The organism is Nocardia sp. MH4, from assembly GCF_019266065.1.
GTDB classification, from domain to species: Bacteria; Actinomycetota; Actinomycetes; order Mycobacteriales; family Mycobacteriaceae; genus Nocardia; species Nocardia canadensis.
Genome location: NZ_LPNR01000092.1, coordinates 1 through 24,427 on the forward strand (window position 1 = coordinate 1; position 24,427 = coordinate 24,427).

Sequence of the window (24,427 nt, forward strand, 5' to 3'; positions counted from 1 at the left end):
GGCGAGCCCGGCGGCGCCGTCGGCAGCGGGTCCGCGCCGGCTGGCCAGCAGCAGATGCCGCACGCCGTGGGCGGTGACCAGGTGCCGGGCGGCGAGCGCGCCCAGGCCGCCGGTGCCGCCGGTCACCAGGACGGTGCCGTCGGGGTCCAGCGGGGCCGGGACCGTCAGCACGTACTTGCCGACGTGGCGGGCCTGACTCAGCTGCCGGAACGCCTCCGGCGCCCGACGCACATCCCAGCGCGTCACCGGAAGGGGGCGCAGGACACCGGATTCGAACAGGCCGCGCAGGTCGGTCAGGATCTCGTGCAACCGGTCGGGGCCCGCCTCCATCAGCAGGAAGTTCTGGTAGCCGACCCCCGGGTACCGCGCCGCGATCTCGTCGGGGTCGCGCAGATCGGTCAGGCCCATCTCGATGAAGCGCCCCCCACGCGGCAGCAGGCGCAGCGACGCGTCGACCTTCTCGCCCGCCAGCGAGTCGAGCACGATGTCGACACCGCGGCCCCCGGTGACCGCCAGGAACTTGCCCTCGAACTCGGTGGTGCGGGTGTTGCCGATACGCTCGTCGCCGAAACCGTTCGCCCGCAGCACATCCCATTTCCCGGGGCTGGCCGTGACGAACAGGTCGAGCCCGAGATGACGGGCCAGCTGCACCGCGGCCATCCCGACACCGCCGGTCGCGGCGTGGATGAGCAGCGACTCCCCTGCCCGCGCCCCGGCCAGGTCGACCAGAGCGTAGTAGGCGGTGGCGAACACGATCGGCGCGGCGGCGGCGTCCTCGAACGACCAGCCCGTCGGGATCGGGATCACCGTCCGCCGGTCGGCCACCACCGTGGCGCTCACGCCGGTGAAGATGCCCATCACCCGGTCGCCGGGCGCGAAGTCCACCACGTCGGGTGCGACCTCGATGACGACACCGGCGCCTTCGCCGCCGATGGCGGTGTTCGGGATCGGGTACATCCCGAGCACGATCAGGACGTCACGGAAGTTCACGCCCGCCGCGCGGACCGCGATGCGGACCTGCCCCGGTGCCAGCGGTGTGGGCGCGGACTGTTCGGCGAGGAACATGTTGTCCCCGTTGAGGGTGCCGCGACCGCGATCGACGAGCTGCCAGTCGCCGCCGTCGAGCGCGTCGGCCGATCCGACCGTATCCGCGCCGGCGCGAACCAGGCGGGGCGCGTGGGATTCGCCGTGCCGGATCGCCAGCTGGGGTTCGGTGGTGAGCGCCGCGGCGGCACGGACCGCCTCGCGATAGTCGGTCCGCCCGTCGAGATCGAGCAGGGTGATCCGGCCGGGGTGCTCGTTCTGTGCGGTCCGCAGCAGACCCCACACCGCCGCGCCCGCGAGATCGCCGATGTCTTCGGCGCTGTGCACGGCGACCGCGCCGGTGCTCACGAACACGATCCGGGCCCGGGTGAACCGTTCGTCGGCGAGCAGGTCCTGGACGACGGCCTGGACCGCGATCACCTGCTCGTGCGCGGTCGCCGGGTCGGGGGCGGCACCGGGCACCCGCACGACGACGAGGTCGCCCGCGCCGCGTGCGCACTGCTCCACGACGACCGCGCCCTCGGCGAGGGTGTGCCATTCGCCGTCGTCGCCGATCCCGTCGGGTGCGGGGACCGTCACCCAGTTCAGTTCGAACAGGCCGCCGTCGGTCGCCGACGGCCGCTGTTCCAGGAGGTCGAGCGAGATCTCGCGCAGCGCCAGCGATTCCGCGCGGGCGACCGGCCTGCCCGTCGTATCGGTCAGTTCGAGCGCGATCCGGTCCGTTCCGGCGGGGGTCAGCCGGACCCGGAGTTCGGCCGCGCCTACCGCGAACAGCGACACGCCTTCCCAGGCGAACGGGAGCCGCACCGTGCCGGACTCGGTCGGTCCGACGGTGCCGGTCGCGATCATCGCGTGCAGCGCCGCGTCCAGCAGCGCGGGGTGCAGACCGAACTGCCCGGCCGCGCCGGCGTCGGCCTCGGGCAGGGCCACCTCGGCCAGCACCTCGGCACCGTGACGCCAGATCCGGCCGAGCCCGCGGAAGGCGGAGCCGTAGTCGTATCCCGCCGCCGCCATCGCCTCGTACGGGTCACCGAGAGCCACCGCGACGGCTCCCGGCGGCGGCCACGCACCGGTGGCGGCCGCGGCCGGATCGGTCGCGGCCCGCACGGTGCCCGTGGCGTGACAGGTCCACGGCAGGTCGGACCCGGTCGATGTCTGCGGGCGGGAGTACACCCCCAGGGTGCGCTCCCCCGACTCCCGCGCCGCGCCGACGAGCACCTGGATCTCCACCGCGCCCGGCTCGGGCAGCACCAGCGGCGCTTCGAGCACGAGTTCACCGACCTCGGGGCAGTCCACCCGTTGTCCCGCGTGCCAGGCGAGTTCGACGAAGGCCGTCCCGGGCAGCAGAATCGCGCCGCCGATCCGGTGACCCGCCAGCCAGGGGTGGGTGTGCGGCGACAGCCGCCCGGTCAGCAGCAGCCCGCCGTCCTGGGCGAGATCGACCTTGGCGCCGAGCAGCGGATGGTCCGCGGCGTCGAGTCCGGCGCCGCGCACATTGCTGCCCTCGGTCACCTCGAGCCAGTACCGGTCACGCTGAAAGGCGTAGGTGGGCAAGTCGATCCGGCGGGCCCCGGAACCGTCGAACACCGAGACCGGATCCAGCGACGTCCCTGCCGAATACAACGCCGACAGTCCCAGGGCGAACGCGAGGTCACCGGCCAGGCCGGGCCGTTGCAGCGCGACGGCGGTCACCGCCTCACCGTCGTCGACGATCTCGTGCACCATCGCCGTCAGGGCGGCGCCCGGCCCCATTTCCGCGAAGCAGTCGACACCGCCCTGCTCGCGCGCCCACCGCACCGCGTCCAGGTAGCGGACCGGTTCGCGCAGATGGTTGACCCAGTAGTCCGGGGAGCACAGTTCGGTCACCTCGGCGACCTTGCCGGTGAGCGCCGAGATCACCGGCACCGTCGGCGGATGATAGGTCAGGCCGCGACATACCTGGTCGAATTCCGCGAGGACCGCGTCCATGTGGGCCGAATGGAACGCGTGACTCACCAGCAGCCGGGTGGTGCGCACGTCCTCGGCCGTCAGCTGACCGGCGAGCGCGTCGATCGACGCGCTCGCGCCCGACAGGACCACCGACGCGGGCCCGTTGACGGCGGCGATGCTCACGTCGTCGTATTCCCGGACCAGCTCGGCGGCGGTCGCGGCGTCCGTGGCGACCGCGATCATCGCCCCACCCGCCGGTCCGGACTGCATGAGCCGTCCTCGGGCCGCCACCAGCGCGCACGCGTCCGGCAGCGACCAGACGCCGGCCACCTGCGCCGCGACGATCTCCCCGATCGAATGGCCCAGCACGAATGCCGGTCGCAGGCCCCAGGATTCGGCCAGCCGGTAGATCGCCACCTCGGTGGCGAAGAGCGCGACCTGGGTGATCTCGGTGCGGTCCAGCAGGGCGGCCCGCTCGGTGCCCGGCGCGGCGAAGACCACGTCGAGCAACGAGAGCTCGAGGTGCTTGTCCAGCTCCTCGCAGACCTCGTCGAAGGCCGTCCGGTACACGGGATAGCTGTCGTAGAGCTCGCGCCCCATGCCGACGCGCTGCGCGCCCTGCCCGGGGAACATCGCCGCCGTCACCGCCGCACCGGCCGTGCCGCGCACGACGTTGTGCGCGGACCGATCCTCGGCGACCGATCGCAGTCCCGCGGCCAACTCGTCGAGATCGTGTCCCACGATCACGGCGCGATGGTCGAACCGCGCCCGGGTATCCAGCAGCGAGAAGCCGATGTCGACGGCGTCGGTGGCGACGCCGGACTCGACCGCGCCGAGCAACGCCGCCGCCTGCGCCACGACGCCGTCGGCCGAACGGGCGCTCAGCACCCACGGAATCACCGGCGGCACAAGGGCATCAGCGGACCGGGCCACGTCCTGCTCGGAGTCGCCGCGCTCGACGATCACATGCGCGTTGGTGCCGCTGATACCGAAGGACGACACCGCCGCACGCGGCGGACGACCGGTCGCGGGCCACGCCTGGGTCTCGGTCGCCAGCCGCACCGCGCCCGCGGACCAGTCCACGTGCGGCGTCGGCTCGTCGACATTGATCGTCGGCGGCACGAGCCCGTGCCGCATCGCCATGACCATCTTGATCAACCCGCCGACACCGGCGGCGGCCTGGGTATGGCCCATGTTCGATTTGAGCGACCCGAGCAACAGCGGCTCCGCCCCGTCGCGCTCGGCACCGTAGGTCGCCAGCAGCGCCTCGGCCTCGATGGGATCGCCCAGCCGGGTCCCGGTGCCGTGCGCCTCGACGACGTCGACCTCGTGCGAGGCCAGCCCCGCGTCGGCCAGCGCCGAGCGGATCACCCGCTGCTGGGATCGTCCGTTCGGCGCGGTCAGGCCGTTGGACGCGCCGTCGGAGTTCACCGCCGTGCCGCGCACCAGGCCCAGGATTCGATGGCCGTTACGCCGGGCCTCGGAGACCCGCTCGAGCAACAGCATGCCGACGCCCTCACCCCACGCGGTACCGTCGGCGCCCGCGGCGAAGGACTTGCACCGGCCGTCGGCGGCGAGGGCGCGCTGGGTGGAAAACGCGACGAACGCGGCGGGTGTCGCCATCACCGTGACACCGCCGGCCAGCGCCAGCGTCGACTCGCCGGAACGCAGCGATCGCACCGCCTGGTGGATCGCGACCAGCGACGACGAGCAGGCGGTGTCCACGGTGACCGAGGGCCCCTCCAGCCCGAGCACATAGGACACCCGGCCGGAAGCGATGCTGGAGGCCTGCCCGGTCATCAGGAAGTGCTCGATCGTCTCGCGCACCCGTTCGTCGATATCGCGCGAGGACGGGCCCTGCATATCCGGCATCAGGCCGACGAACACACCGGTGGCGCTGCCGCGCACCGTGGTCGGATCGATGCCGGCCCGCTCGAACGCCTCCCACGCGGTCTCGAGCACCAGCCGCTGCTGCGGGTCCATCGCCAGGGCCTCGCGCGGACTGATGCCGAAGAAGTTCGCGTCGAACGCGGTGGCGCCGTCGAGGAAGCCGCCCGTGCGGACGTACGACTTGCCTGGCAGCCCGGGTTCGGGATCGAACAGTCCCTCGACGTCCCAGCCCCGATCGGCGGGCCACTCCGACACCAGGCTGCGCCCCTCGACGGCCGCCTGCCACAGCTGCTCCGGCGAGGTGACCCCGCCCGGGTAACGGCACGCCATTCCGACGATGGCGATCGGCTCGGTGGCTCGCGCTTCCACGTCGTCGAGACGCTGCCGGGTGACCTGCAATTCCCGGACGGCCTTCTTCATATACGTGCGTAGTTCGTCTTCGCGAGCCATACGGCAAACATCTCCTAGCTAATCGGCAGCTGCTCGGGCACTGACGGCGTCACGCTATGTCAGCCGATGACCGAATTCCGGACGCGCAGGCCGTCTTTGGGAAACGACCAGCCCGCGCCGCGCCGCGTTTGACGTTTTCCAAACGCATTGCCATCGGGATTCCGCAATTCGTAATGTCGGGCGCCATGGCAAGGACTCCCGATCCGATACCGGATCAGCACGGCCGGCGATTCGTCATCACTGGGGCCAACGGTGGCCTCGGCGCGGAGGTGACCCGCGTTCTCGTCGCCCACGGCGCCTCGGTGGTCATGGCCTGCCGTGATCCGCGGCGCGGCAGCGATATCGCGGCACGCGTGGGGGGCGATGTCACGGTGGCCGAACTGGATCTGGCCGACCTGACCGCCGTCGCGCGATTCGCCCGGCAATGCGGCGAATTCGACGTGCTGATCAACAACGCGGGCCTGATGAATGTGCCGTTCGCGCGCACGGCCGATGGTTTCGAGACCCAATTCGGGGTCAATCATCTCGGCCATTTCGCCTTGACCGGGCTCCTGCTGGACCGAGTCCGCGACCGGGTCGTCTCGCTGTCGAGCATTTCGCACGGTTGGACGCGTTCCCTGCAGCTCGACGACCTGCGTTTCGAACGCCGCCGGTACTCGCGCTCGACGGCCTACGCCGAATCGAAACTGTCCACGTTGATGTTCGGCCGGGAACTGCAGCGCAGGCTCGACGAGCACGGGTCGCGTCTGCGGTCGTATGTGGTGCATCCGGGCGTCTCCCCGACCGGCCTCGTCGCCCACACCGAGACCCCGCTCGACTACGTCGCCGAGCCGTTCATCCGCCTCGTCGGTCAATCACGCGCCGCCGCGGCACAATCCATTCTGTACGCCGCGACCTCGCCCGACGCGGACCCGCACACCTATTGGGGGCCGACCAAGCTGTTCAACACGCGGGGCGCGATCGGCGCGTGCCCGTCGAGCGCGCTCTCGCGCGAGCGCTCCCGCTGGCAGCAGTTGTGGGAGGTCTCCGAGCGGGCCACCGGTATCGGTTTCCGGATTCCCGCGCCGGGGGTGAGCCATGAGGATCGCTGACGCCCGCGCACTGGCCTGCGCCGTCTTGGCCGGCCTGCTCGTCGCGGGCGCTCAGCCCGCGACCGCCGCGGTGCCGCTGTATCCGACGCCGGACCCCGACCCCTTCTATTCCGCGCCCGCCGACCTCGCGAGCCGGGATCCCGGGGCGGTCCTCGCGGTCCGCACGCAAGATCCGCTGCCGTATTTCCCCACGGCCACGGTCACGCTGATCAAGTTCCGGTCCACCGATTCCCAGGGCAGGCCGATCGCGGCGACCACCACGATCCTCACCCCGAACGACCACCGCCCCGGCGGGCCGCTGCTGTCCTACCAGCACATCATCAACGGTCTCGGCACGCAGTGCGCGGTCTCGCGCGCCCTCTACGCCTACGACCCGAACCTGCTCTACCGGGCCGTTCCGCTGCTGAACACGATGCTGCTGCGAGGCTGGAGCATCGCGCTGCCCGATCACCTCGGACCGAACGCCGCCTACGGCGCGGCCCGGCTCGGCGGCCAGATCACCCTCGACGGCATCCGCGCCGCGCTCCGGGTGCCCGAACTCGGCCTCGCCGACAGCCCGGCGGCCATGCTCGGCTATTCCGGCGGCGGAATGGCGACCGGCTGGGCCGCGGCCCTCGCGCCCCGGTACGCTCCGGAACTCCGGCTGGTCGGGGCCGCGCAGGGTGGTGTGCCGATGAACATCACCACGATGGCCCGCGCCCTGGGCTTGGCTCCGCACCCCATGTTCGGGCTGGCCATGGCCGCGGCGCTCGGGCTGGAACGCGAATACCCGGACCGGCTGCCGATCAGCGGACAGCTCAACGACACCGGCCTGGCGGTGCGCGAGGCGATGTCCAACGGCTGCACGGTCGAACTCATCGCCGCGGGCGCCATGCACAGCGCGAGCGACCTGGCCTCGACCGTGTCCCTGATCGACGACCCGAGGGCGTGGGCGGTAGGCGACGAGAACAGCCTCGAACTCTTCGACGGGGTGCCGACGATGCCGATCTTCGAATGGCACACCCCGGTCGATCCGCTGATCCCCGTCGACGCGGTCGTGCACACCAACCAGCGCTACTGCCGGGCCGGAACCCCGGTCCTGTCCGAGCTCTACCCCAGTCCCGACCACCTCGCCACCGCGGTCATGGGATTCCCCTCCGCCGTGGCATGGCTCGACGCGCGGTTCCGCGGCGAACCCGCGCCGACCAACTGCTGACCACCCGCCCGCTCCACCGATGACAAGGATCCACCATGCGCCGGATCTGGACGGCCGCCCTGACGGTGCTGTTCTGCGCTCTGTCCGCCGGTTTGTTCGCCCCCGCGGCGGCCGCCGAACCCCTCTATCCCACACCGAACCCGGACCCGTTCTTCACGGCACCCGACACCCTCGGCGACCTCGCCCCCGGTGACGTGGTCCGTACGCGCAAGCTCGACACCGGGCTCTACGCGGGCACCGACATCTGGCACGTCGCCTTCCGCTCCACCAATTCCGCGGGGCACCCCATCATGGGCGTGACCACCGTGCTGATCCCGGTCGGCGTCCACAACCCACCGCTGGTGTCCTACCAGGCCCTGATCAACTCTCTCGGCACCAAGTGCAACCCCTCGTACTCGTTGCTCAACGAGGAAACCCTCGACGCCTTCGGCGCGGTGCTGCCGCTGAGCCGGGGCTGGGCGGTCGCGCTGCCGGACTACCTCGGCCCGACCGTCGCCTACGGCGCCGCCAAGCTCAGTGGCATGGTCACCCTCGACAGCGTGCAGGCCCTGCAACGCGCGACCGAACTCAGCCTGGGTCAGTCACCGATCGCACTGGCCGGGTACTCCGGTGGTGGCATGGCCACGGCGTGGGCCGCCGCTCTGCAACCCACCTACGCGCCCGATCTGACACTCGCCGGCGTCGCCGCGGGCGGTATTCCGGCCGACCTCGAGCAGATGGCCCTGGGCATCGGCTTCGGCCCGCACCCCGGGTTCGGTCTCGCGTGGGCGGCCGCCATGGGCCTGGAACGCGAATACCCCGAGCGACTGCCGATCTCGGACCAGCTCAACGCCGAGGGCCTGTGGTTCCGGGACTTCACCCACGACGAATGTCGCCGCTTCCTGCTCCTGCACGGCGCACTGCGCAACGCCGAACAGCTCGCCGCCACCAAGAGCCTGATGGACAATCCCGACGCCCGCGCCGTGCTGCGCGAGAACAGCTTGCGCGACTACCCCGGCATCCCCGAAACCCCCACCTTCTTCTGGCAGGGCGTCTTCGACGAACTGACCCCGTTCGACGCCGTCGCCGACGTCGCGGACCGGTACTGCCGCGCGGGGGCACCGATCACCTTCTCCCGCTACGAGATAGCCGAACACATGACCACCGCGGTCGCGGGTCTGCCCGAAGCCTGGAACTTTCTGGAGGCGCGCTTCCGGAACGAACCCGCGCCCGCGCGCTGCTGAGCGCGACATGGCCGACGTAGTCCATTGTGTTCGACCGGACAGTGACGGGAAGACGACATGACGACCGACTGTGAACTGTCCCTGAGACTCGGCGCTTCGAGCCCGAGCGCCCCGAATCCGCCTAACGTCTGCGCCAGCACAGTAGTAGCTGAAAGGTGGCGGTAGGCGTGGCGAGTACGCAGGCGAAGCTCGAGCAACTGGTCGACATCCTGGCGATCGCGGCAGAGCCCGCCGGCGAGGCCGGCGTCGCCAAGCGCGCGAAGAAGGGCATTCCCAGCGTCCGCGAGCGTCTGCGCATGCTCCTGGACCCGGGCACCTTCGTCGAGATCGGCGCGTTCGCCCGCCAGCCCGACCAGCCCGACGCCCTCTACGGCGACGGCCTGGTCACCGGTCGGGGACTCATCCACGGGCGGCCGGTCGTGGTGATCGCCCACGACCAGACCGTCTACGGCGGGTCGGTCGGCGTCACCGCGGCGCGCAAGTTCATGCGCGCGTTGAAACTCGCCTTCGACAATGCCTGCCCGGTGGTGACGATCAACGACTCCGGCGGAGCGCGGATCCAGGACGCGGTCGGCTCGATCGCCTCCTTCGGCGACATCTCCCGCGTGCTGGAAAAACTGTCCGGCTATGTGCCGCAGGTGTCGATCATCCTCGGCAAGTGCGCGGCGGGGTCGGTCTACGGGCCGATCAACACCGATGTGCTCATCGGCACCAAGGATTCCTACATGTTCGTCACCGGGCCGGAGGTGATCAAGGCGGTCAACGGTGAGGACATCTCCGCCGAGGACCTCGGTGGCGCCGAGGTCCAGGCCAAGCGCGGCACCCTGCATCACATCGCCGACACCGAGCAGCAGGCTTACGACTGGGCCCGCAACTACCTGAGCTACATGCCGACGAGCTGCCTCGAACAGCCACCGATCGTCAATCCCGGGCTGGAGTCGGAGATCACCGCCCACGACCTGGAACTCGACGCGATCATCCCGGATTCCGACCGCGCAGGCTACGACATGCACGACATCTTGCTGCGCATCTTCGACGACGGTGAATTCCACGAGATCCGGGCCCTGTTCGCCCCGAACCTGATCACCGGCTTCGCCCGGGTCGACGGCCACCCGGTGGGGGTGATCGCCAATCAGCCACTGGTGCTGGGCGGTTCGATCGATGCCGCCTGCTCGGACAAGTCCACCTACTTCATCCGGCTCTGCGACGCGTTCAACATCCCGCTGGTCTTCGTCGTCGACACCCCCGGCGTGCTGCCCGGCCTCGAACAGGAAGCCGCCGGTGTGATCATCCGCGGCGGTCGGGTCCCCCGCGCGATCATCGAGGCGACGGTGCCGATCATCAATCTGGTGGTGCGCAAGTCCTATGGTGGCGCCTACGGCATGATGGCCGCCCGGCAGGTCGGCGCCGACATCAGCTTCGCGTGGCCGACCGCCCGGATCGCGGTGATCGGCGCCGAGAGCGCTGTCGACCTCATCGGCAAGCGCCAGCTGGCCGCCGTGCCCGAGGAACATCGCGCCGCCGCCCGCGATTTCATGATCAACCAGTACAACGAGACGGTCGCCACCCCGTGGATCGCGGCCGAACGCGGCTACATCGACGCCGTCATCGAGCCGTCCCGCACCCGCCTCGAGATCCGCCACGCCCTGCGCCTGCTGCGCGACAAACCTCCGGTCACCCCCGAATTCAACCCGCGCAAGCACGGGATCTACCCGATGTGAGCCCGCCGTCCCCCGGTCGCGGAGGAAGCGCTGTCCACCGCCGACATCGGCGGTCGGGCTAGCTGTCGCGGACGTCGACCGAGGGCCGGGCGGAGTCCAGGGCTCTGGTGGTCGTCACCATCGCGGCGGCCAGCCCGATCGAGCCGGCGAACGCGAGCGGCAGCGAGGACGTCAGTGTCACCAGCCCGAAGAGGAAGAACACGCAGGTGGCCAACATGATGATGGTGCTGGTCAGATCCATGCTCGGCGTACTCGTTGTCCGATTACGTGAGTTGGTCATACACCCAGGGTTGACCACGGCGCCCGTTGCCAAACCGTGATCATCGAATCGACAACTACCCGGCCCGAATTCACGACGGCTCCGACGCGTCCTTCCATCTCGTCCAGGCCGCGGTTTCGCACATGCGGCCGGGGTCGTCGATCATCGGCAGTTCGTCGGTGAATTCCGACATGCCCAATCCGACGCCGGCACCGTATGCCGCGACCGAAGCCGCGATCGCGAATCTGTCCGCGAGCCTGGCGCAATTGCTGGGCGACAAGGGCATCCGGGTGAACAGTGTGGCGCCCGGCCCGATCTGGATGCCGCTGATTCCGTCCACCATGCCACCGGAGAAGGTCGCGAAGTTCGGGGACGACACCCCGCTGGGCAGGGCGGGACAGCCCGCCGAGCTCGCACCCGCCTATGTCCTGCTCGCCGCCGACGACGGTAGCTACCTCTCCGGCGCCAGGCTCGCGGTCACCGGCGGCCGTCCGCTCCTTTGATTCGCGGCGCGTTCCGGTTTCGCGCGGCGGGACGCGGGCATCGCGGGGACATGGCGATCATCCGCCGTTCACCACCGTCGAGGAGGCGATCATGACCCCGGTCGAACCGACCCCCCAACCCCCGCCGCCGGCCCCCTTCCCGCCCGGTCCCGCGCCGGACCCCGTCCCGCCCACTCCCGGTGACCCGGTGCCGCCCCTACCTCGTCCGGGCGAACCGATTCCCCCGATCCCCACTCCGGAGCCCACCCTCCCCGATCCGTCCGCGCGGCGGTAGACGCGGGTACTCCGAGGGCCGCCATCACGACCGTTGCACCGCATCGACCTCACCGGCGATTCGGTCGACCGGATCCGGCACGGCGACCCGCACGACGGATCGGCGACCCCACTCAGCACGGGTTCGGGGTGCCCAGTTCCGCCCAGACCGTCTTGCCGGCCTCCCGATACTCGACGCCCCAGCGGGCGGACAGCTGGGTGACCAGCCGTAACCCGGTGCCGCCGGTGCCGTCCGGGCGGCGGATGCGGGGTCGGGTGGCCGAACTGTCGTCGACTTCCACCCGGAATCGGGCCGGACCTGCCACGATCAACCGGCAGGATCGCTCCGGCGCGCTGTGGCGAACAGCATTGCTGGCCAACTCGTCACACACCTGCACCGCGTCCTCGACTCCGACGCCGGCACACTGCGTCAGCAGACGGCGAACCATATGGCGGACCTGACCCAGCGACACGGTCTCGAGGTCGAGCTCCACCGTCGTCGTCCTCGCGCGGTGTTCGGCGCGTGTTCGGTTCGGTGTCACATCGTTCACCGGAATCCTCCTCGCGCTCATCATGCTGTCCGACCGGACATACCCGGAGCCGCTCGGCGGAAACGGCAGCGGCGGCAGCGGCGGAGATGGCGCGAGCGGCCGGGAGCGCCTCAGGCGCGGGTGCGCGCCCGCTCGAACACCACGGTGACCGAACGTCCGCCGGTGTCGGGGTCGAGCGGACCCGTCTCCACGGCGAGGCGATCGGTACTCGCCTCGAGCACCTGCCAGCCCAGGCCGGTCTCGTCGATGGGGTCGGCCACCATCGACACCGCGCCCACCTCCATACGCATGCCGCGCTTATCGGCGGAGAACTCACACCGGATCCGGGTTTCGGGCACGGCGTGCACCATCAGGCAAGTGGCGATCTCGTCCAACGCCACACGCAGGTCGGTGATCTCATCGATCAGGAATCCGGCGACCATGGCGGCGGTCTCGGCGACGGCGCGCAGCATCAGCAACTGACTGATCTCGGCCTGCACATCCCATCCGAGCCGCGTGTTCCGGACCTGCCGTTCGGCCAGCGCTCTGTCGAGCGGGTTCGTCATCGTGGCTCCCCTCGTGGCGTTGACGTGGCCCGAGCGGGGCCGCCACGGGCCACAGGGTACGCGGGCCTCCGACAGCTCGGGCAGCCGGGCGAACGCCGGCCAACCTGGCTGTCCCGCTTCGCATCCCTGCCCCGGCGCATCGACCGGCTCGCCGGGACCGACGATCGACAACGAGGTTTGGGAACGACACGAAACGGTAACTCTTCGATCAACAAGGTCCATACCTTCCGACTTGCCAGCCTGCCAGTCGACCGGTACTCACAGTTGAAGGCCAGGAGCTGACCCGATGAGCCAGACCGTCACCTACGACAAGCCAGAACCGCTGTTCGTCCAGTTGTCGCTGACCGACCCACGTTCAGCCGAGCACGAAGCGCTGCGGGATCGGATCATCGATACCTGCCTGCCGTTGGCCGAGAACGTCGCCCGCCGGTTCGCCGGTCGCGGCGAGACCTTCGAGGACCTGCTGCAGACCGCGCGGGTCGGGTTGGTGATCGCGGTCGATCGCTACGACGTCACCCACGGCGCGCCGTTCCTCGGCTTCGCGGTTCCGACGGTGATGGGCGAGGTCCGGCGGCATTTCCGCGACCGCACCTGGGCGCTGCACGTGCCGCGCCGCGACAAGGAGCTCTACGGCTGGCTCCGGCCCGCCACCGAGAAGCTCACCCGTGAGCTCGACCGGTCCCCCACCGCCTACGAGCTGGCCGACGAACTGGGCGTCGACATCACCGATGTCACCCGAGCGATGACCGCCTCCGAGGCCCACCACACCCGCAGTCTCGATCTCCCGGTGCCCGACGCCGACGGCGGGCCGGGCATGTCCATCGCCGACAGCATCGGTGACGAGGACCCGTTCTACGCGCTCACCGAGGACGCGCTCACGGTGGGACCGCTGCTGGCGCAGCTGTCGGACGAGGACAGGCAGCTGCTGTCGTGGCGCTACTACGACTCGCTGACCCAGTCCGACATCGCCGAACGAGTGGGTCTGTCGCAGATGAGCGTCTCGCGCAAACTCACCAGGATCCTGACTCGACTGCGTGCCCAGGCAGGCGATATCGAGGCGGCCTGACCGGCCCGTATCGCCTGTTGGGCGACCCGTCGGCGGAATGTGTGGTGCAATGGGAGGTCCTCCCGACCTTCAACATGCAGGGTGTGGGTGGGCGGCCGTAGGCCGCTGGTGCCGACGAATCGAGCACACCGATGTCTCTGCCCTTCCCCGACCGGCGCCGCAACGGCCCGTTCCCGACCGCCGTCGACAGCCCTTTTCCGGCTTTCCTCGATGAGCCTCGCGATGCCTGCCTACGGCTGAGCGCCGAGTTCGAGCATCGCGGCCGATCGACGCGATTGCGAGCGCGCGGCGAGGTCGACGCCTTCACGATGCCGCGCTGGCGGCGAATGCTCGACCACGGCGCCGACACGGTGGTCCCGGGCGGGCAGTTCGTCGTCGACCTGCGCGGACTGGGTTTCGTCTCGTGCCGGGGCTTCGGGGAACTGGTGCGGACCGCGACCCGGTGTCGCGCGCACGGATGCTCCTTGTTCGTGGTCGAGGACGGTGGGTGGTCGCGGCGCGTCCTCGAGGTGGTCGACCCGGCCGGCGAGCTGGTGACCTATCCGCACCAGGTCCACCACCCGGTGGGGGCGGAGCCGGTCGCCACGGAGGAACCGGCATGACCCAGCGCGAGCGCGGCCGGACGACACCGCCCGACCCGGACGACAACGAGGTCGCCGGCGAAACCATCAGCTGGCCCGAACCGAGCCCATTGCAGTCCTGGTGGGAGTCGATCATGGACCACCTCGACGCCCCCGACGACACCGCGCGCAGAGGACCGGGCCGATTCCGCACGGCGTGACGGCGCGGGCCCGCCGGACCCGGCCGAGCGGGCGGCCGACGATCCCGACGACGGTAGTGTCATGGTGATGTCATCCGATTTTCCCGGTGTGGACGACGCGGTCGACGAGGCACATGCCCCGTCGGCGGTCGGCGCGTTCACGTTCTGGTTCACCACGCAGCGCTGGGAGTGGTCGGCCGAGGTCTACCGCATGCACGGCTACACTCCGGGCCAGGTCGAACCCACCACCGAGCTGCTGCTGTCGCACAAGCATCCCGACGACCGTGACGTCGTCGCCGACCTCATCGCCCGGACCATCGAGCGCGGCGAGCCGTTCTCGAGCAGGCACCGCTTCCTCGATACCGGCGGCCGGACGCACACGGCGATGGTCGTCGCCGACCGCATCCTCGACGACGACGACGTGCCCGTCGGCACCACCGGCTACTACCTGGACCTGACCGAGACGGTCGACGCTGCGACCAAAGCCGCGGTGAACGCCGCGATCTCGAGCGCGGTGGAATCGCGCGCGGTCATCGAGCAGGCCAAGGGCGTGCTCATGCACATGTACGGGATCAGCGCCGAGCAGGCGTTCAAGGTCCTGGTCTGGCGTTCGCAGGAGACCAACACCAAGTTGCGTGACATCGCCACCTGTGTGATCTCGGACCTGAAATCGGTGCCGCGACCGGCGCCACAGGTCGTGAGCGCCTTCGACCATCTGCTGCTGACCTGCCACGAACGGACCGGACGATGCGACACCTGACCCGGTCGAGCCGCCCGTCGCCCGCGGCGGCCGAATACGGCGCGTGGGCGGCGTTTACCGCCGAGCGGATAGGGTAGGTTGCCTACGCGAGAATCGGCTCGCAGGACTCGTCGACCCGGCGAAGCCAGAGGCAAGGGGTACACAGTGGCCAAGCGCAACCAGGGAGACTTCCGGTGACCGTCGAAGACAGATTCCGTGAGCTCGATGTCCAGAGCCGCGCGCAGGACGGATTCGAAATCCTCAGTGTCCGCGGTGAAGTGGACATGGCATCGGCTCCCCAGCTGCAAGCCGCGCTGGAGCAGGCGCGGCAGCGCGGGAAGACGCTCGTCGTGGACATGACCCAGGTCGGGTTCCTCGGCTCGGCGGGGCTCAGCGCACTGCTGATCGTGTCCAAGTCCGCACCCGACCAGCTGCGTGTCGTCGCCTCCCGCGAGGTGGCCCGGCCGATCGAGCTGACCGGGCTGGACAAGCTGCTCGCCGTCTACGACACCCTCGCGGCGGCGATCGCCGACGAACCGCGCAGCTCCGCGGGCTAGGTCCGTACACGCGGCTCCCGCACGCGCGGGAGCCGCACGACCTGCACGAAGAATTCGTCGATCTGCCGGATGGCGGCGATGAACTGATCGAGATCCACCGGCTTGGTGACATAGGCGTTCGCGTGCAGTTTGTAGCTGCGCAGAATGTCTTCCTCGGCCGCGGAGGTGGTGAGCACGACCACCGGGATGTGCGAGAGCTCCGGGTCGGCCTTGATCTTCTCCAGCACCTGCCTGCCGTCGTACTTGGGCAGATTCAGATCGAGCAGAATCAGATCCGGTCGCGGAGCCTCGGCGTAGGCGCCACCACGGTAGAGGAAGTCCAGCGCTTCCTCACCGTCGCGGACCACGTGCAAGGTGTTGCCGATCTTGTTGTCCTCGAACGCTTCCCGTGTCATCAACTCGTCGCCGGGATCGTCCTCGACGAGCAGGATGTCGATCGGCTGGCCGGGATCGGTCATGCGGAGACCTCTTTCTCGATGGGCGGTGCGGTCAGGGCGGGCGCGTCGGCCCGGAGGGTGAAACACAGCCGGGTGCCGTCGCGGTAGTCGGTGTCGATCCAGATCCGGCCGCCGTGGAACTCCACGATCTTCTTGCACACGGCCAGGCCGATACCCGTCCCGCCGTACGCGTCGCGCGGATGCAGGCGCTGGAAGATCACGAAAACCTTCTCGACGAACTCGGGGGCGACGCCGATTCCGTTGTCCGACACCGAGAACTGCCATTCCTGGGGGTCGTCGGCCGCCGGCTCGTAGGAGACGCGGACCACCGGCGTGAGGCCGGCGGTGCGGAATTTGACAGCGTTGCCGATGAGGTTCTGCCACAACATGATCAGCAATGTCGGTTCGCCGACGAGCCGGGGCAACGTCGCCGGGCGCTCGATCACGGCGCCGGATTCCTCGATGGTGGCCGACAACGCCGACAGCGCCTCGTCCAGCGTCGCGTCGAGCTCGACCGGTTCGGTGCCCTCCGACACCCGGCCGACCCGGGAGAAGGTGAGCAGGTCGTTGATCAGGATTTGCATGCGCTTGGCGCCGTCGACCGCGAAATCGATGTACTGCTTACCGCGCTCGTCGAGCTGATCGCCGTAGCGCTTGTCGAGCAGCTGGCAGAACGAGGCCACCTTGCGCAGCGGTTCCTGCAGGTCGTGGGAGGCGACGTAGGCGAACTGCTCGAGTTCGGCATTGGAGCGGCGCAGTTCCTCGGCTTGGACCCCGAGGTCCTGCTTCTGCTGCTGCAGAGTCGCCTCCTGGACCCGCGAGGAGTCGAGTTCGGCGACGATGTGGTGCCGCATGTTCTCCACCGCCTCGCAGACCAGCGCGATGTCGGACGGTCCGACCGCCTCGATCCGCGAACCGAAGTCCCCCGCTGCCACCCGGCGCGAGGAATCGGTGAGATAGCCCAGCGGCCGCACGACCAGTCGCCGCACCAGCACGACGAGCAGCACGCCGGTCAGTACGAACACCGCGACCACCGCCGACAACACGACATCACGCTGGGTACGCGCGGCGTCCAGCTCGGCGTTGTCGACGGCGACGGCGGCCAGCAGATTGTCGGTCTGGGTGACGAAGCGAGCGCGCAGTCCGTCGAAGAGGGTCTTGCCGCGCACCGCCGTCGCGGTGTCGATCCCCCGCGTACCCGCGGCGACCGCCGCGGCGAGGGGGTCGGTGTAATCGGTACGCCACCGATCCGCCGCGGCCTCCACCACATCGAGGTCGCCGAGCAGTTCCGGACGCCCGGCGAGCAGCTCGCGCAGGCGCGTCGCGGCGGCCGTCTCCTCCCGCCTGCCCACGTCGTAGGGCTCGAGGAACTGCGGGTCACCGGTCACCGCGTAGCCGCGGATACCGGTCTCCTGGTTCACCAGGGCGCCCTGCAAGCGGTAGACCTCGGCGGTGGCAGGCACGGTCTGCTCCAGCAGGCGATCGGTGACCCGGGTCGTGTTCGCGATGATCTGCGCGCCCACTGCCGCACCGGCGATCACCACCAAGATCATCAGGGCCAGCACCAGCTGGAACCACGCCTGCGCGGTCAGGGTGGAATCGATACGGGGACGCCCGCTGGTTCGCGGCATGGCCAGGCCTGCTCTCTCGTCGGTCGTCACGGCAGGGTCCGCCGCATCGTTGCACGCCACCGCACGTACAGAATGGCCACATCGTCGTCCAAACCGCCTGCGGCCGACGACAAGTCCTCCACGCGCGCGATCACCGCGTCGACGAAGGCCTCGGGCTGCTCGCCGCGCAGGGAGTGAGCCAACTCCAGCAGGCCGGTCTCGCCGAGCCGCTCGCTCCCGTCGCCGACACGTCCCTCGAACAGTCCGTCGGTGAACAGCATCAGCCCCGCGTCCGCCGACAGCGCGACTTCCTGCGCGGGCCACTGCGCGACGCCCGGGACGAAGCCCAGCGCCGGTCCGCCCGGCACCTCCACCCAGCGCAGGCCTGCCGCGCTGTGCCGGAGCATGCCGGGGTGTCCGGCCCGGCGCACGAGCACGGTCTCGGTCGCGGGATCGAGCACCAGGCTGGTCGCGGTCGCGAAGGTCTGCTGATCGGCGCGCTCGGCGAGCAACACCTCCTCGAGCAGACCCAGTTGCCGGGCGCCGGTCACCCCGCTGAGCACGAGCGTGCGCCAGGCCAGCCGCAACGCCACCCCGGTGGCGGCGGCGTCGGGACCGTGGCCGGAGACGTCACCGATGATCGCGTGCACGATCCCGTCGGGAGACTGGACGACGTCGTAGAAGTCGCCGCCGAGCAACGAGTGATCGCGACCGGGCCGGTATCGCGACACCACATCGACCGCCCGGTCGATGCCGAGCAGTGGGGTGGGCAGCAGGCCACGTTCGAGCCGGGAGTTCTCCTGGGCCCGCATCTGGCTGGCCTGGAGCGCGGCGCTGGTGCGTTCGGCCTGTTTACGCTGAATGGCGTAGCGCACGGCCCGCCCGAACAGTTCCGGGTCGACCCGGCCCTTCACCAAATAGTCCTGCGCGCCGGAGGCCAGCGCGTCCAGTCCGGTGTGTTCCTGGTCGAGACCGGTCATCACCACCACGGGGACGTGGTCGTTGTGGCCCCTGATCCGGGCCAGCGCCTCGAGCCCGTGCGCGTCGGGCAGATGGAGGTCGAGCAGCACGCAGTCCGGGACATCGGTGCGCAGCCGGTCACCGACCTCGGCGAGGGTGCGGACCCAGTCCAGGCGGGGCCGCGGGGAGAGGTCGGCGACCATCTCCTCCACCAGCAGCGCGTCACCGGGATCGTCCTCGACGAGCAGCAGCGAGACCGGCCGTCGCGGTGGCAACGTGGCCTCCAAGGCCAGCGAATCCGTGCTCACCGCGCGACTTCTTCCGGACAGCACAAAATCACGGTGTGCACGCAGCCTCCGATCCCGAGCGCCAGAGCGCAAACTCACTCTGCCGGCCGGTTTCTGGACCGAGAGGGTGCAGTGATGTTATCCGATCCGGCGGGCGGGGATGACCTCGTATGGTTCGGACGCGCGCTACGGGGTACCGCGGGCGCGCACAGAGACGAATGTCACGCGCACTCCGGGGCGTGGTGGATCGCGATGCCCACCGCCGCGACCGAGCCGACGATGCCGATCTCACCGATTCCCTCGCCCCCGGTGGCGCTGCGTGTCGCGGTGCGTGCGCGCGCCTCAGCGTGACGAAAGTGGCTGTGTCGCGGGTCCTTCCAGCACGGAACCGTCCGGGGCGAAGCGGGATCCGTGGAGCGGGCAATCCCAGGTCCGCTCCGCGTCGTTCCACTCCACGATGCCCCGCAGATGCGGGCAGACCGCGGAGACCGCCGTGGTCTCACCGTCGACCGTGGACACCGCGGTCGGGTGCAGCCCCCGGCGTTCGACCCGGCCGCAACCCTCCCGGGGAACGGGGCCCGCGACGGTCCCGAACAGGTTCAGCCACCCGGTCGACAGGTACCGTGCCACGGCGAGATTGGCCTGCACGCCGGCAGGCAGCGCCGTCACCTCGCCCGGCCGCCAGGCGTCGTAGACACCGGCCCAGCGCGGTGATCGTCCGGTGAGCCGCCCCGCCGAGACCAGCGCCGCCGCGACGCCGTTGGTCATGCCCCATTTCGCGAAGCCGGTCGCCACGGACACCTCGTTCATCCCGGGCAGCAGCGGCCCGACATAGGGCAATTCGCCGATCGGGTGGTAATCCTGGGCCGACCAGCGATCGAGCAACCGCGCACCCGGGAACCACCGGTTCACCCAGTCGAGCAGTTCCTCGGCGTGACCGGCCTCGGACCCGGCACGCCCCACCTCGTGGCCGCTGCCACCGACGAGCAGCACTTCGCCGGTCTCCGTCGGATACCGTCGCAGCGACCTGGTCGGTCCCCCGGCGCTGAGATACATCTGCTCGGGTACCGGCCCTGTCAGCTCGAACGCCGCCGCGTAGGACCGCTCGGCGACCAGCCGCGCGAAGTAGCCGCCCCGATCGAAAATCGGGGTGCCGGTCGCGACGACGACGTGCGCCGCCGAGACCTCCGCCTGACCCGTGCCGATCACCACCCCACCGCGACGACGGCGCAACCGCCGCGCCCGCGTCGACTCGAACACCGGCACGCCGTGCGCCTCGACGTCGGCCGCCAGCGCGGCGAGGACCGCGACCGGATCGACCTGTGCCTGCTCCCGCAGGCGCACCGCGCCGTACGCGGGGAACGGCACCTCGAGGTCGTCGACCAGCTCGGTCGGCAGGCCGGCCGCGCGGGTCGCTTCGTACTCGGCGCGCACCGCGTCACGCTCCTCGGTGTTCTGCGCGTAGGTGAGCGCGGGAACCCGCTGTACAGCGATGTCGTGGGTGGCGCAGAACTCCAGCAACCAGTCGAAGCCCGCCCGATTCGCGGCGAGGTACCGCTCCAGCACGGCGGTCCCGTGCCGATGCGCGATCGTTTGTGCCCTGGTCCCCTGCAGCAGCGAGATCTTCGCGGTCGACGCGCCGGTGGTGCCCGCACCGACCTGCCTGGCTTCGAGCACGGCCACCTCCCGGCCGCTCTCGGCGAGCAGCAGCGCGGTGGTGAGGCCGACGATGCCGGCGCCGAGGACGACCGTGTCGACTTCGAGATCACCGGCCAGCGGCAATCGGGTGGGCAGAACTGCATCGGTCAACCAGAACGACGTCATGTTCGGGGCATACCCACGCCTGCCGAACGAAACGGCCACGGCCGTCAGCGCACGCGCACTTCCGGCCGTTCGGGCTCCTCCGCCGCCGCACCGTCACCGGCGGAGATGATCGTGGCGGGGATCTTGGGCAGGGCGTTCGGGTGGCGCCTGCCGAGCCAGTCCAGCAGTTCCTCCCGCACCGCGCACCGCAGCGTCCACGCGTCGTCGGCGTTCGAGGTCGACATCGCCGCCCGCACCACGATGTTCGTCGGCGTGCTGTCGGTGACCAGCAGATTCCAGCTGCGCCCGTCCCACTCCGGGCAGCCACGCAGGTAGTCGTGCAGGTGCTCCCGCAGCAGCGGCACCGGGGTGCTGTGGTCCAGGTGCAGCAGCACCGTGCCGGTGACCTCGGGCCCGCCTCGCGACCAGTTCTCGTACGGCTTGCTGTTGAAGTAGGAGACCGGCATAGTCAGCCTGCGGTCGTCCCAGATCCGCACCGTCAGGAAGGCCAGGGTGATCTCCTCCACGGTCCCCCATGCACCTTCCACCACCACGGTGTCACCGATCTTCACCGAGTCACCGAAGGCGATCTGCAATCCCGCCATGAGATTGCTCAGCGTCGACTGCGCCGCGACGCCCGCGATGATGCCGATGACCCCGGCCGAGGCCAGCAGCGACGTACCCAGCGTGCGCAGGCTCGGGAACAGCAACAGGATGGCCACTGCCGCGGTCGTCACCACCAGGATCGACGTGACGACCCGGCGCACGAGCCCCAGTTGCGTGCGCAACTGCCGCACCCGCGAGATCTCGCTGGTGCGCGCGGCATAGCGGCGCAACAGATTCTCCGCGACGGCGTCGGCCACCCGGACCACCAGCCACGTCACGGCCAGGATCGCCGCGGCGGCAAGGATATTGCCGATCACGGCGTCGTGGCGCGAGTCCAGCTCCGCCAAGGGATAGGCGGCGCGCAGGACCACCACGCCGAGCAACACCTGCAGCGGTAGCCGGGTGCGGCGCAGCAGCAGCGGCAGATGGGTGCCGGGCCGGCGACGCGCGCCGTAGCGCAGCAGCCGGTCGATCACCAGCCCCGCCGACACCGTGATCGCCACCGTCACCACGACGACGATCATCGGCCGAACAATGTCCTCCACGAGATCGAACTCCTCTCGATGTCAACGCGATCTGCCGCCCGCATACCCATTCCCCCCGCACGGCCGACATGACGATCCCGTTGCCCGAACTGATTGGCGGCGGCGATCGCGGGCATGCGACTCGATGACACAGCTGCCGAGCTGTCGATCGGAGGAAGTCCATGACCCGCCATCGCCGCACCGACCACCGCCCGATCAGCGTCGGAGTGCTCACCGCCCTGGCCGCGGCGAGCCTGCTGGGGTGCGCCACCACGACCGAACCCCGCGGCCCCGGGCAGGATCCCGGCCCCACCGAGGCGCCGATGATCGGGGCGGACGCGAGCACCCAGTTGTGTGACGCCCTGCGCGCCGATGTCGGGAACTGGCAGTCCGAGGGCACCGCCGTGGCCCGCACGAGCTTCAACGGTGCCGTGCACAACTGGGCGTTGCGCAACGGCGCGATCAACATCTCGCTGGCCCGCCACCGCGAGGTCCTCGACACGGTGACCCTCGAGCAGTGCCCGGACGTGCGCGATCAGGTGATCCACACGCTCGACGTCCCCGACCTCGCCTCCGGTCTCGCCGGATTCTGACCGAGTTCCCCACTCCTGTTTGCCCTTTCGGACCCAGGGTATGGCCCGCACTGTACGAGTCGACGAGCCTGCGACGGCTCGTCGGCAGTGACCGAAGCCGGTCCGTGGCGGTGACGCCGACGAACCGGGGAAGGAGTACCTGTGAGCACGGTAGCCGCGACTGTCGATGTCGATGTCCCGATCCGCACCGCCTACAACCAGTGGACACAGTTCGAGACATTCCCGTATTTCATGGAGGGCGTCGAGCAGGTCAGCCAGCTCGACGACCGGCACACCCACTGGCGCATCCACGTCGGTCCGTCGACGCGCGAATTCGACGCCACCATCACCGAACAGCACCCCGACGAACGCGTCGCGTGGAAATCCGACAGCGGACCCGACCACGCCGGGGTCATCACCTTCCATCGCCTCGACGACACCCACACCCGGATCACCGCGCAGATGGAGGTCGACCCTGAGGGCTTCGTCGAAACCGCCGCCGACAAACTCGGTGTGCTGAAGCATCGCGTGAACGGTGATATGAAGCGCTTCAAGCAGTTCATCGAGAGCGAGGGGCGCGAAACCGGGGCCTGGCGGGGCGACATCCCGCGGCCCGACGCCGGGATCTGAGTCGGCGCCGAACTCCCTCGTCCGAACAACGAACGCCCCGTACTCGTTTCGAGTACGGGGCGTTCCGGCGGCGGGCGGTCACGCCGAAGCGAAGCGCTGCTTTTCGAATCCTCCCGCGCCGACGTTGTCCGGCGCGGCCCTGAGGCATACGCCGAGAGCACGCGAAGCCTGTCAGCGGCCCGCGGCCGAGAGCCGCAGAAGGCTCCGCCGGGCGGTGAGCGCCTTCGACCGGTGTGTCGGTGGCATCGTCTATCGTCGGCGGCGTGTCTGAGACCATCGCCTTCGGTGGCGTAACCATCGACAGCACCGACCCTGCCGAGCTCGCCGCGTTCTGGACGTCGGCCCTCGGTTATTCGGTCCTGGCCGACGCCGGGGACTACATCATGATCGCGCCGCCGGGTGTGGGTTTCGGGGAGGGTCGCTACTTGGCGTTCCAGCTGGTCCCGGAATCGAAAGCGACCAAGAACCGGGTGCACGTCGATTTCCAGACCTCCGCCCGGGAGAGCGAAGTCGATCGGTTGACGGCGCTGGGCGCCAGTGTCCTCGGTGAACATTCACTGCCCGGCTTCGCCTGGACCGTTCTGCAGGACCCCCAGGGCAACGAGTTCTGCGTCGTCTCGGGGACCAGCTGATACCGGGGCTTGTAGCGAAGCCGTCATTTCGCGAGGACACTGTGGCGTAGCGCCCCACTCAGGCAGAGTCGTCCCGCGAGGAGAATATGCGATGGCAAATTTCGGGCCTTTCGATATCGATCCCGAGGAATTCGAACGCGTGCTCCGGGATACCGGCGACGAACTTCGCGACCTGCTCGGCAAAGCCGGTGACTATCTGGGTCGGGTAGATCAGGGCGGGCTCGGCGCGCTGACGTCGCTGTTCGGCCAATTCACGCAACAACCTCGCCCCGCCGCGCCCGAGGGGGCGACGACCGGTGAGACCGGCAGCGGCGTGTGGGCGGCCTACACCATCGACGACGACGGGCAGGCCAGGGTCGACCAGGTCTTTCCGAACGAGCTCGAGGCCCTGCGGGCGCATCGCGACAACACCGACGCACGCCGTCGCGTGCGATTCCTCCCCTACGGAGTTCCGGTGAGCGTGCTGGATATGCCCTGATCCGCGCCTGCGCGGTCCGTCCGGCAGGAATTGCCCTAAGGGAGTGTTAGGAACCGTCCCCACTGCTTCCACTCGTCCTGTGACAGGCGACACAGTGGTCTCCGACGGCGCAG

At 69.8% G+C, this 24,427-nt stretch carries 22 protein-coding genes and 1 pseudogene; 14 read left to right on the top strand and 9 right to left on the bottom strand.

Annotated features, from left to right (window positions below):
• Positions 1–5,313: type I polyketide synthase (locus ATM97_RS11880; protein WP_218718048.1), on the bottom strand; the 5,313-nt coding region annotated here is incomplete at its 3' end.
• Between the two features lie 185 nt (positions 5,314–5,498).
• Here ATM97_RS11880 and ATM97_RS11885 point away from each other — a divergent pair.
• The 4 genes from ATM97_RS11885 to ATM97_RS11900 all read left to right on the top strand — a co-directional run bounded on the left by ATM97_RS11885 (position 5,499) and on the right by ATM97_RS11900 (position 10,543).
• Positions 5,499–6,404 (top strand): oxidoreductase, encoded by a 906-nt coding sequence (locus ATM97_RS11885; RefSeq protein WP_218718049.1) that lies wholly within the window; start codon positions 5,499–5,501, stop codon positions 6,402–6,404.
• On the top strand, positions 6,391–7,599 hold the full coding sequence (locus tag ATM97_RS11890) for a lipase family protein (protein WP_218718050.1): 1,209 nt from the start codon (positions 6,391–6,393) through the stop codon (positions 7,597–7,599). Before ATM97_RS11885 ends, ATM97_RS11890 begins: the two co-directional genes overlap by 14 nt.
• Positions 7,600–7,634: 35 nt before the next feature.
• A complete protein-coding gene (locus ATM97_RS11895) occupies positions 7,635–8,822 on the top strand; it encodes a lipase family protein (RefSeq protein WP_218718051.1) in 1,188 nt (395 codons plus the stop codon).
• A gap of 167 nt (positions 8,823–8,989) precedes the next feature.
• A complete protein-coding gene (locus ATM97_RS11900; RefSeq protein WP_218718052.1) occupies positions 8,990–10,543 on the top strand; it encodes an acyl-CoA carboxylase subunit beta in 1,554 nt (517 codons plus the stop codon).
• A gap of 58 nt (positions 10,544–10,601) precedes the next feature.
• On the opposite strand, the gene ATM97_RS11905 is transcribed toward ATM97_RS11900, so the two are convergent.
• Positions 10,602–10,823: a hypothetical protein gene (locus ATM97_RS11905; RefSeq protein WP_218718053.1), complete on the bottom strand. Its 222-nt coding sequence runs from the start codon at positions 10,821–10,823 to the stop codon at positions 10,602–10,604.
• A gap of 86 nt (positions 10,824–10,909) precedes the next feature.
• On the opposite strand from ATM97_RS11905, the pseudogene ATM97_RS11910 reads away from it, so the two are divergent.
• Positions 10,910–11,305 (top strand): annotated as a pseudogene (locus tag ATM97_RS11910) (SDR family oxidoreductase); the annotation flags it as partial.
• A 386-nt stretch (positions 11,306–11,691) separates the two neighbouring features.
• Here ATM97_RS11910 and ATM97_RS11915 read toward each other — a convergent pair.
• Entirely contained in the window at positions 11,692–12,108 is a 417-nt protein-coding gene (locus ATM97_RS11915; RefSeq protein ID WP_218718054.1) for an ATP-binding protein, read from the bottom strand.
• Between the two features lie 110 nt (positions 12,109–12,218).
• On the bottom strand, positions 12,219–12,653 hold the full coding sequence (locus ATM97_RS11920; RefSeq protein WP_218718055.1) for an anti-sigma factor: 435 nt from the start codon (positions 12,651–12,653) through the stop codon (positions 12,219–12,221).
• A gap of 286 nt (positions 12,654–12,939) precedes the next feature.
• Between ATM97_RS11920 and ATM97_RS11925 the strand changes: the two genes are divergently transcribed.
• The 5 genes from ATM97_RS11925 (at position 12,940) to ATM97_RS11945 (ending at position 15,775) form a co-directional block, all read left to right on the top strand.
• On the top strand, positions 12,940–13,719 hold the full coding sequence (locus ATM97_RS11925; protein ID WP_218718056.1) for a SigB/SigF/SigG family RNA polymerase sigma factor: 780 nt from the start codon (positions 12,940–12,942) through the stop codon (positions 13,717–13,719).
• Positions 13,720–13,850: 131 nt separating this feature from the next.
• The gene (locus tag ATM97_RS11930) at positions 13,851–14,321 is read left to right on the top strand and encodes an STAS domain-containing protein (protein ID WP_218718057.1); all 471 of its coding nucleotides are present in this window, start codon (positions 13,851–13,853) and stop codon (positions 14,319–14,321) included.
• Positions 14,318–14,500, top strand: a complete 183-nt coding sequence (locus ATM97_RS11935; RefSeq protein WP_218718058.1) for a hypothetical protein — start codon at positions 14,318–14,320, stop codon at positions 14,498–14,500. The genes ATM97_RS11930 and ATM97_RS11935 overlap by 4 nt, the downstream gene beginning before the upstream one ends.
• 67 nt (positions 14,501–14,567) lie before the next feature.
• Positions 14,568–15,239: a PAS and ANTAR domain-containing protein gene (locus ATM97_RS11940; RefSeq protein WP_218718059.1), complete on the top strand. Its 672-nt coding sequence runs from the start codon at positions 14,568–14,570 to the stop codon at positions 15,237–15,239.
• A gap of 173 nt (positions 15,240–15,412) precedes the next feature.
• Entirely contained in the window at positions 15,413–15,775 is a 363-nt protein-coding gene (locus ATM97_RS11945; RefSeq protein WP_218718060.1) for an STAS domain-containing protein, read from the top strand.
• On the opposite strand, the gene ATM97_RS11950 is transcribed toward ATM97_RS11945, so the two are convergent.
• The 5 genes from ATM97_RS11950 to ATM97_RS11970 form a co-directional block, all read right to left on the bottom strand.
• A complete protein-coding gene (locus tag ATM97_RS11950) occupies positions 15,772–16,233 on the bottom strand; it encodes a response regulator (protein ID WP_218718061.1) in 462 nt (153 codons plus the stop codon). The two genes, ATM97_RS11945 and ATM97_RS11950, sit on opposite strands and share 4 nt — an antisense overlap.
• Positions 16,230–17,843 carry a CHASE3 domain-containing protein gene (locus ATM97_RS11955; RefSeq protein WP_218718122.1) on the bottom strand — a complete coding sequence of 538 codons (1,614 nt, stop codon included), beginning with the start codon at positions 17,841–17,843 and terminating at the stop codon, positions 16,230–16,232. The genes ATM97_RS11950 and ATM97_RS11955 overlap by 4 nt, the downstream gene beginning before the upstream one ends.
• 26 nt (positions 17,844–17,869) lie before the next feature.
• Positions 17,870–19,090 (bottom strand): fused response regulator/phosphatase, encoded by a 1,221-nt coding sequence (locus ATM97_RS11960; RefSeq protein ID WP_308248452.1) that lies wholly within the window; start codon positions 19,088–19,090, stop codon positions 17,870–17,872.
• Between the two features lie 321 nt (positions 19,091–19,411).
• On the bottom strand, positions 19,412–20,878 hold the full coding sequence (locus tag ATM97_RS11965) for an FAD-dependent oxidoreductase (protein WP_308248453.1): 1,467 nt from the start codon (positions 20,876–20,878) through the stop codon (positions 19,412–19,414).
• Between the two features lie 59 nt (positions 20,879–20,937).
• Positions 20,938–22,023 (bottom strand): mechanosensitive ion channel family protein, encoded by a 1,086-nt coding sequence (locus ATM97_RS11970; protein ID WP_218718063.1) that lies wholly within the window; start codon positions 22,021–22,023, stop codon positions 20,938–20,940.
• Positions 22,024–22,184: 161 nt separating this feature from the next.
• Between ATM97_RS11970 and ATM97_RS11975 the strand changes: the two genes are divergently transcribed.
• The 4 genes from ATM97_RS11975 (at position 22,185) to ATM97_RS11990 (ending at position 24,314) form a co-directional block, all read left to right on the top strand.
• A complete protein-coding gene (locus tag ATM97_RS11975; protein ID WP_218718064.1) occupies positions 22,185–22,595 on the top strand; it encodes a hypothetical protein in 411 nt (136 codons plus the stop codon).
• Between the two features lie 141 nt (positions 22,596–22,736).
• Positions 22,737–23,204, top strand: a complete 468-nt coding sequence (locus ATM97_RS11980) for an SRPBCC family protein (protein ID WP_218718065.1) — start codon at positions 22,737–22,739, stop codon at positions 23,202–23,204.
• A gap of 263 nt (positions 23,205–23,467) precedes the next feature.
• On the top strand, positions 23,468–23,836 hold the full coding sequence (locus tag ATM97_RS11985; RefSeq protein ID WP_218718066.1) for a VOC family protein: 369 nt from the start codon (positions 23,468–23,470) through the stop codon (positions 23,834–23,836).
• 91 nt (positions 23,837–23,927) lie between these two features.
• Positions 23,928–24,314 (top strand): hypothetical protein, encoded by a 387-nt coding sequence (locus ATM97_RS11990; protein WP_218718067.1) that lies wholly within the window; start codon positions 23,928–23,930, stop codon positions 24,312–24,314.
• Positions 24,315–24,427 lie beyond the last annotated feature (113 nt).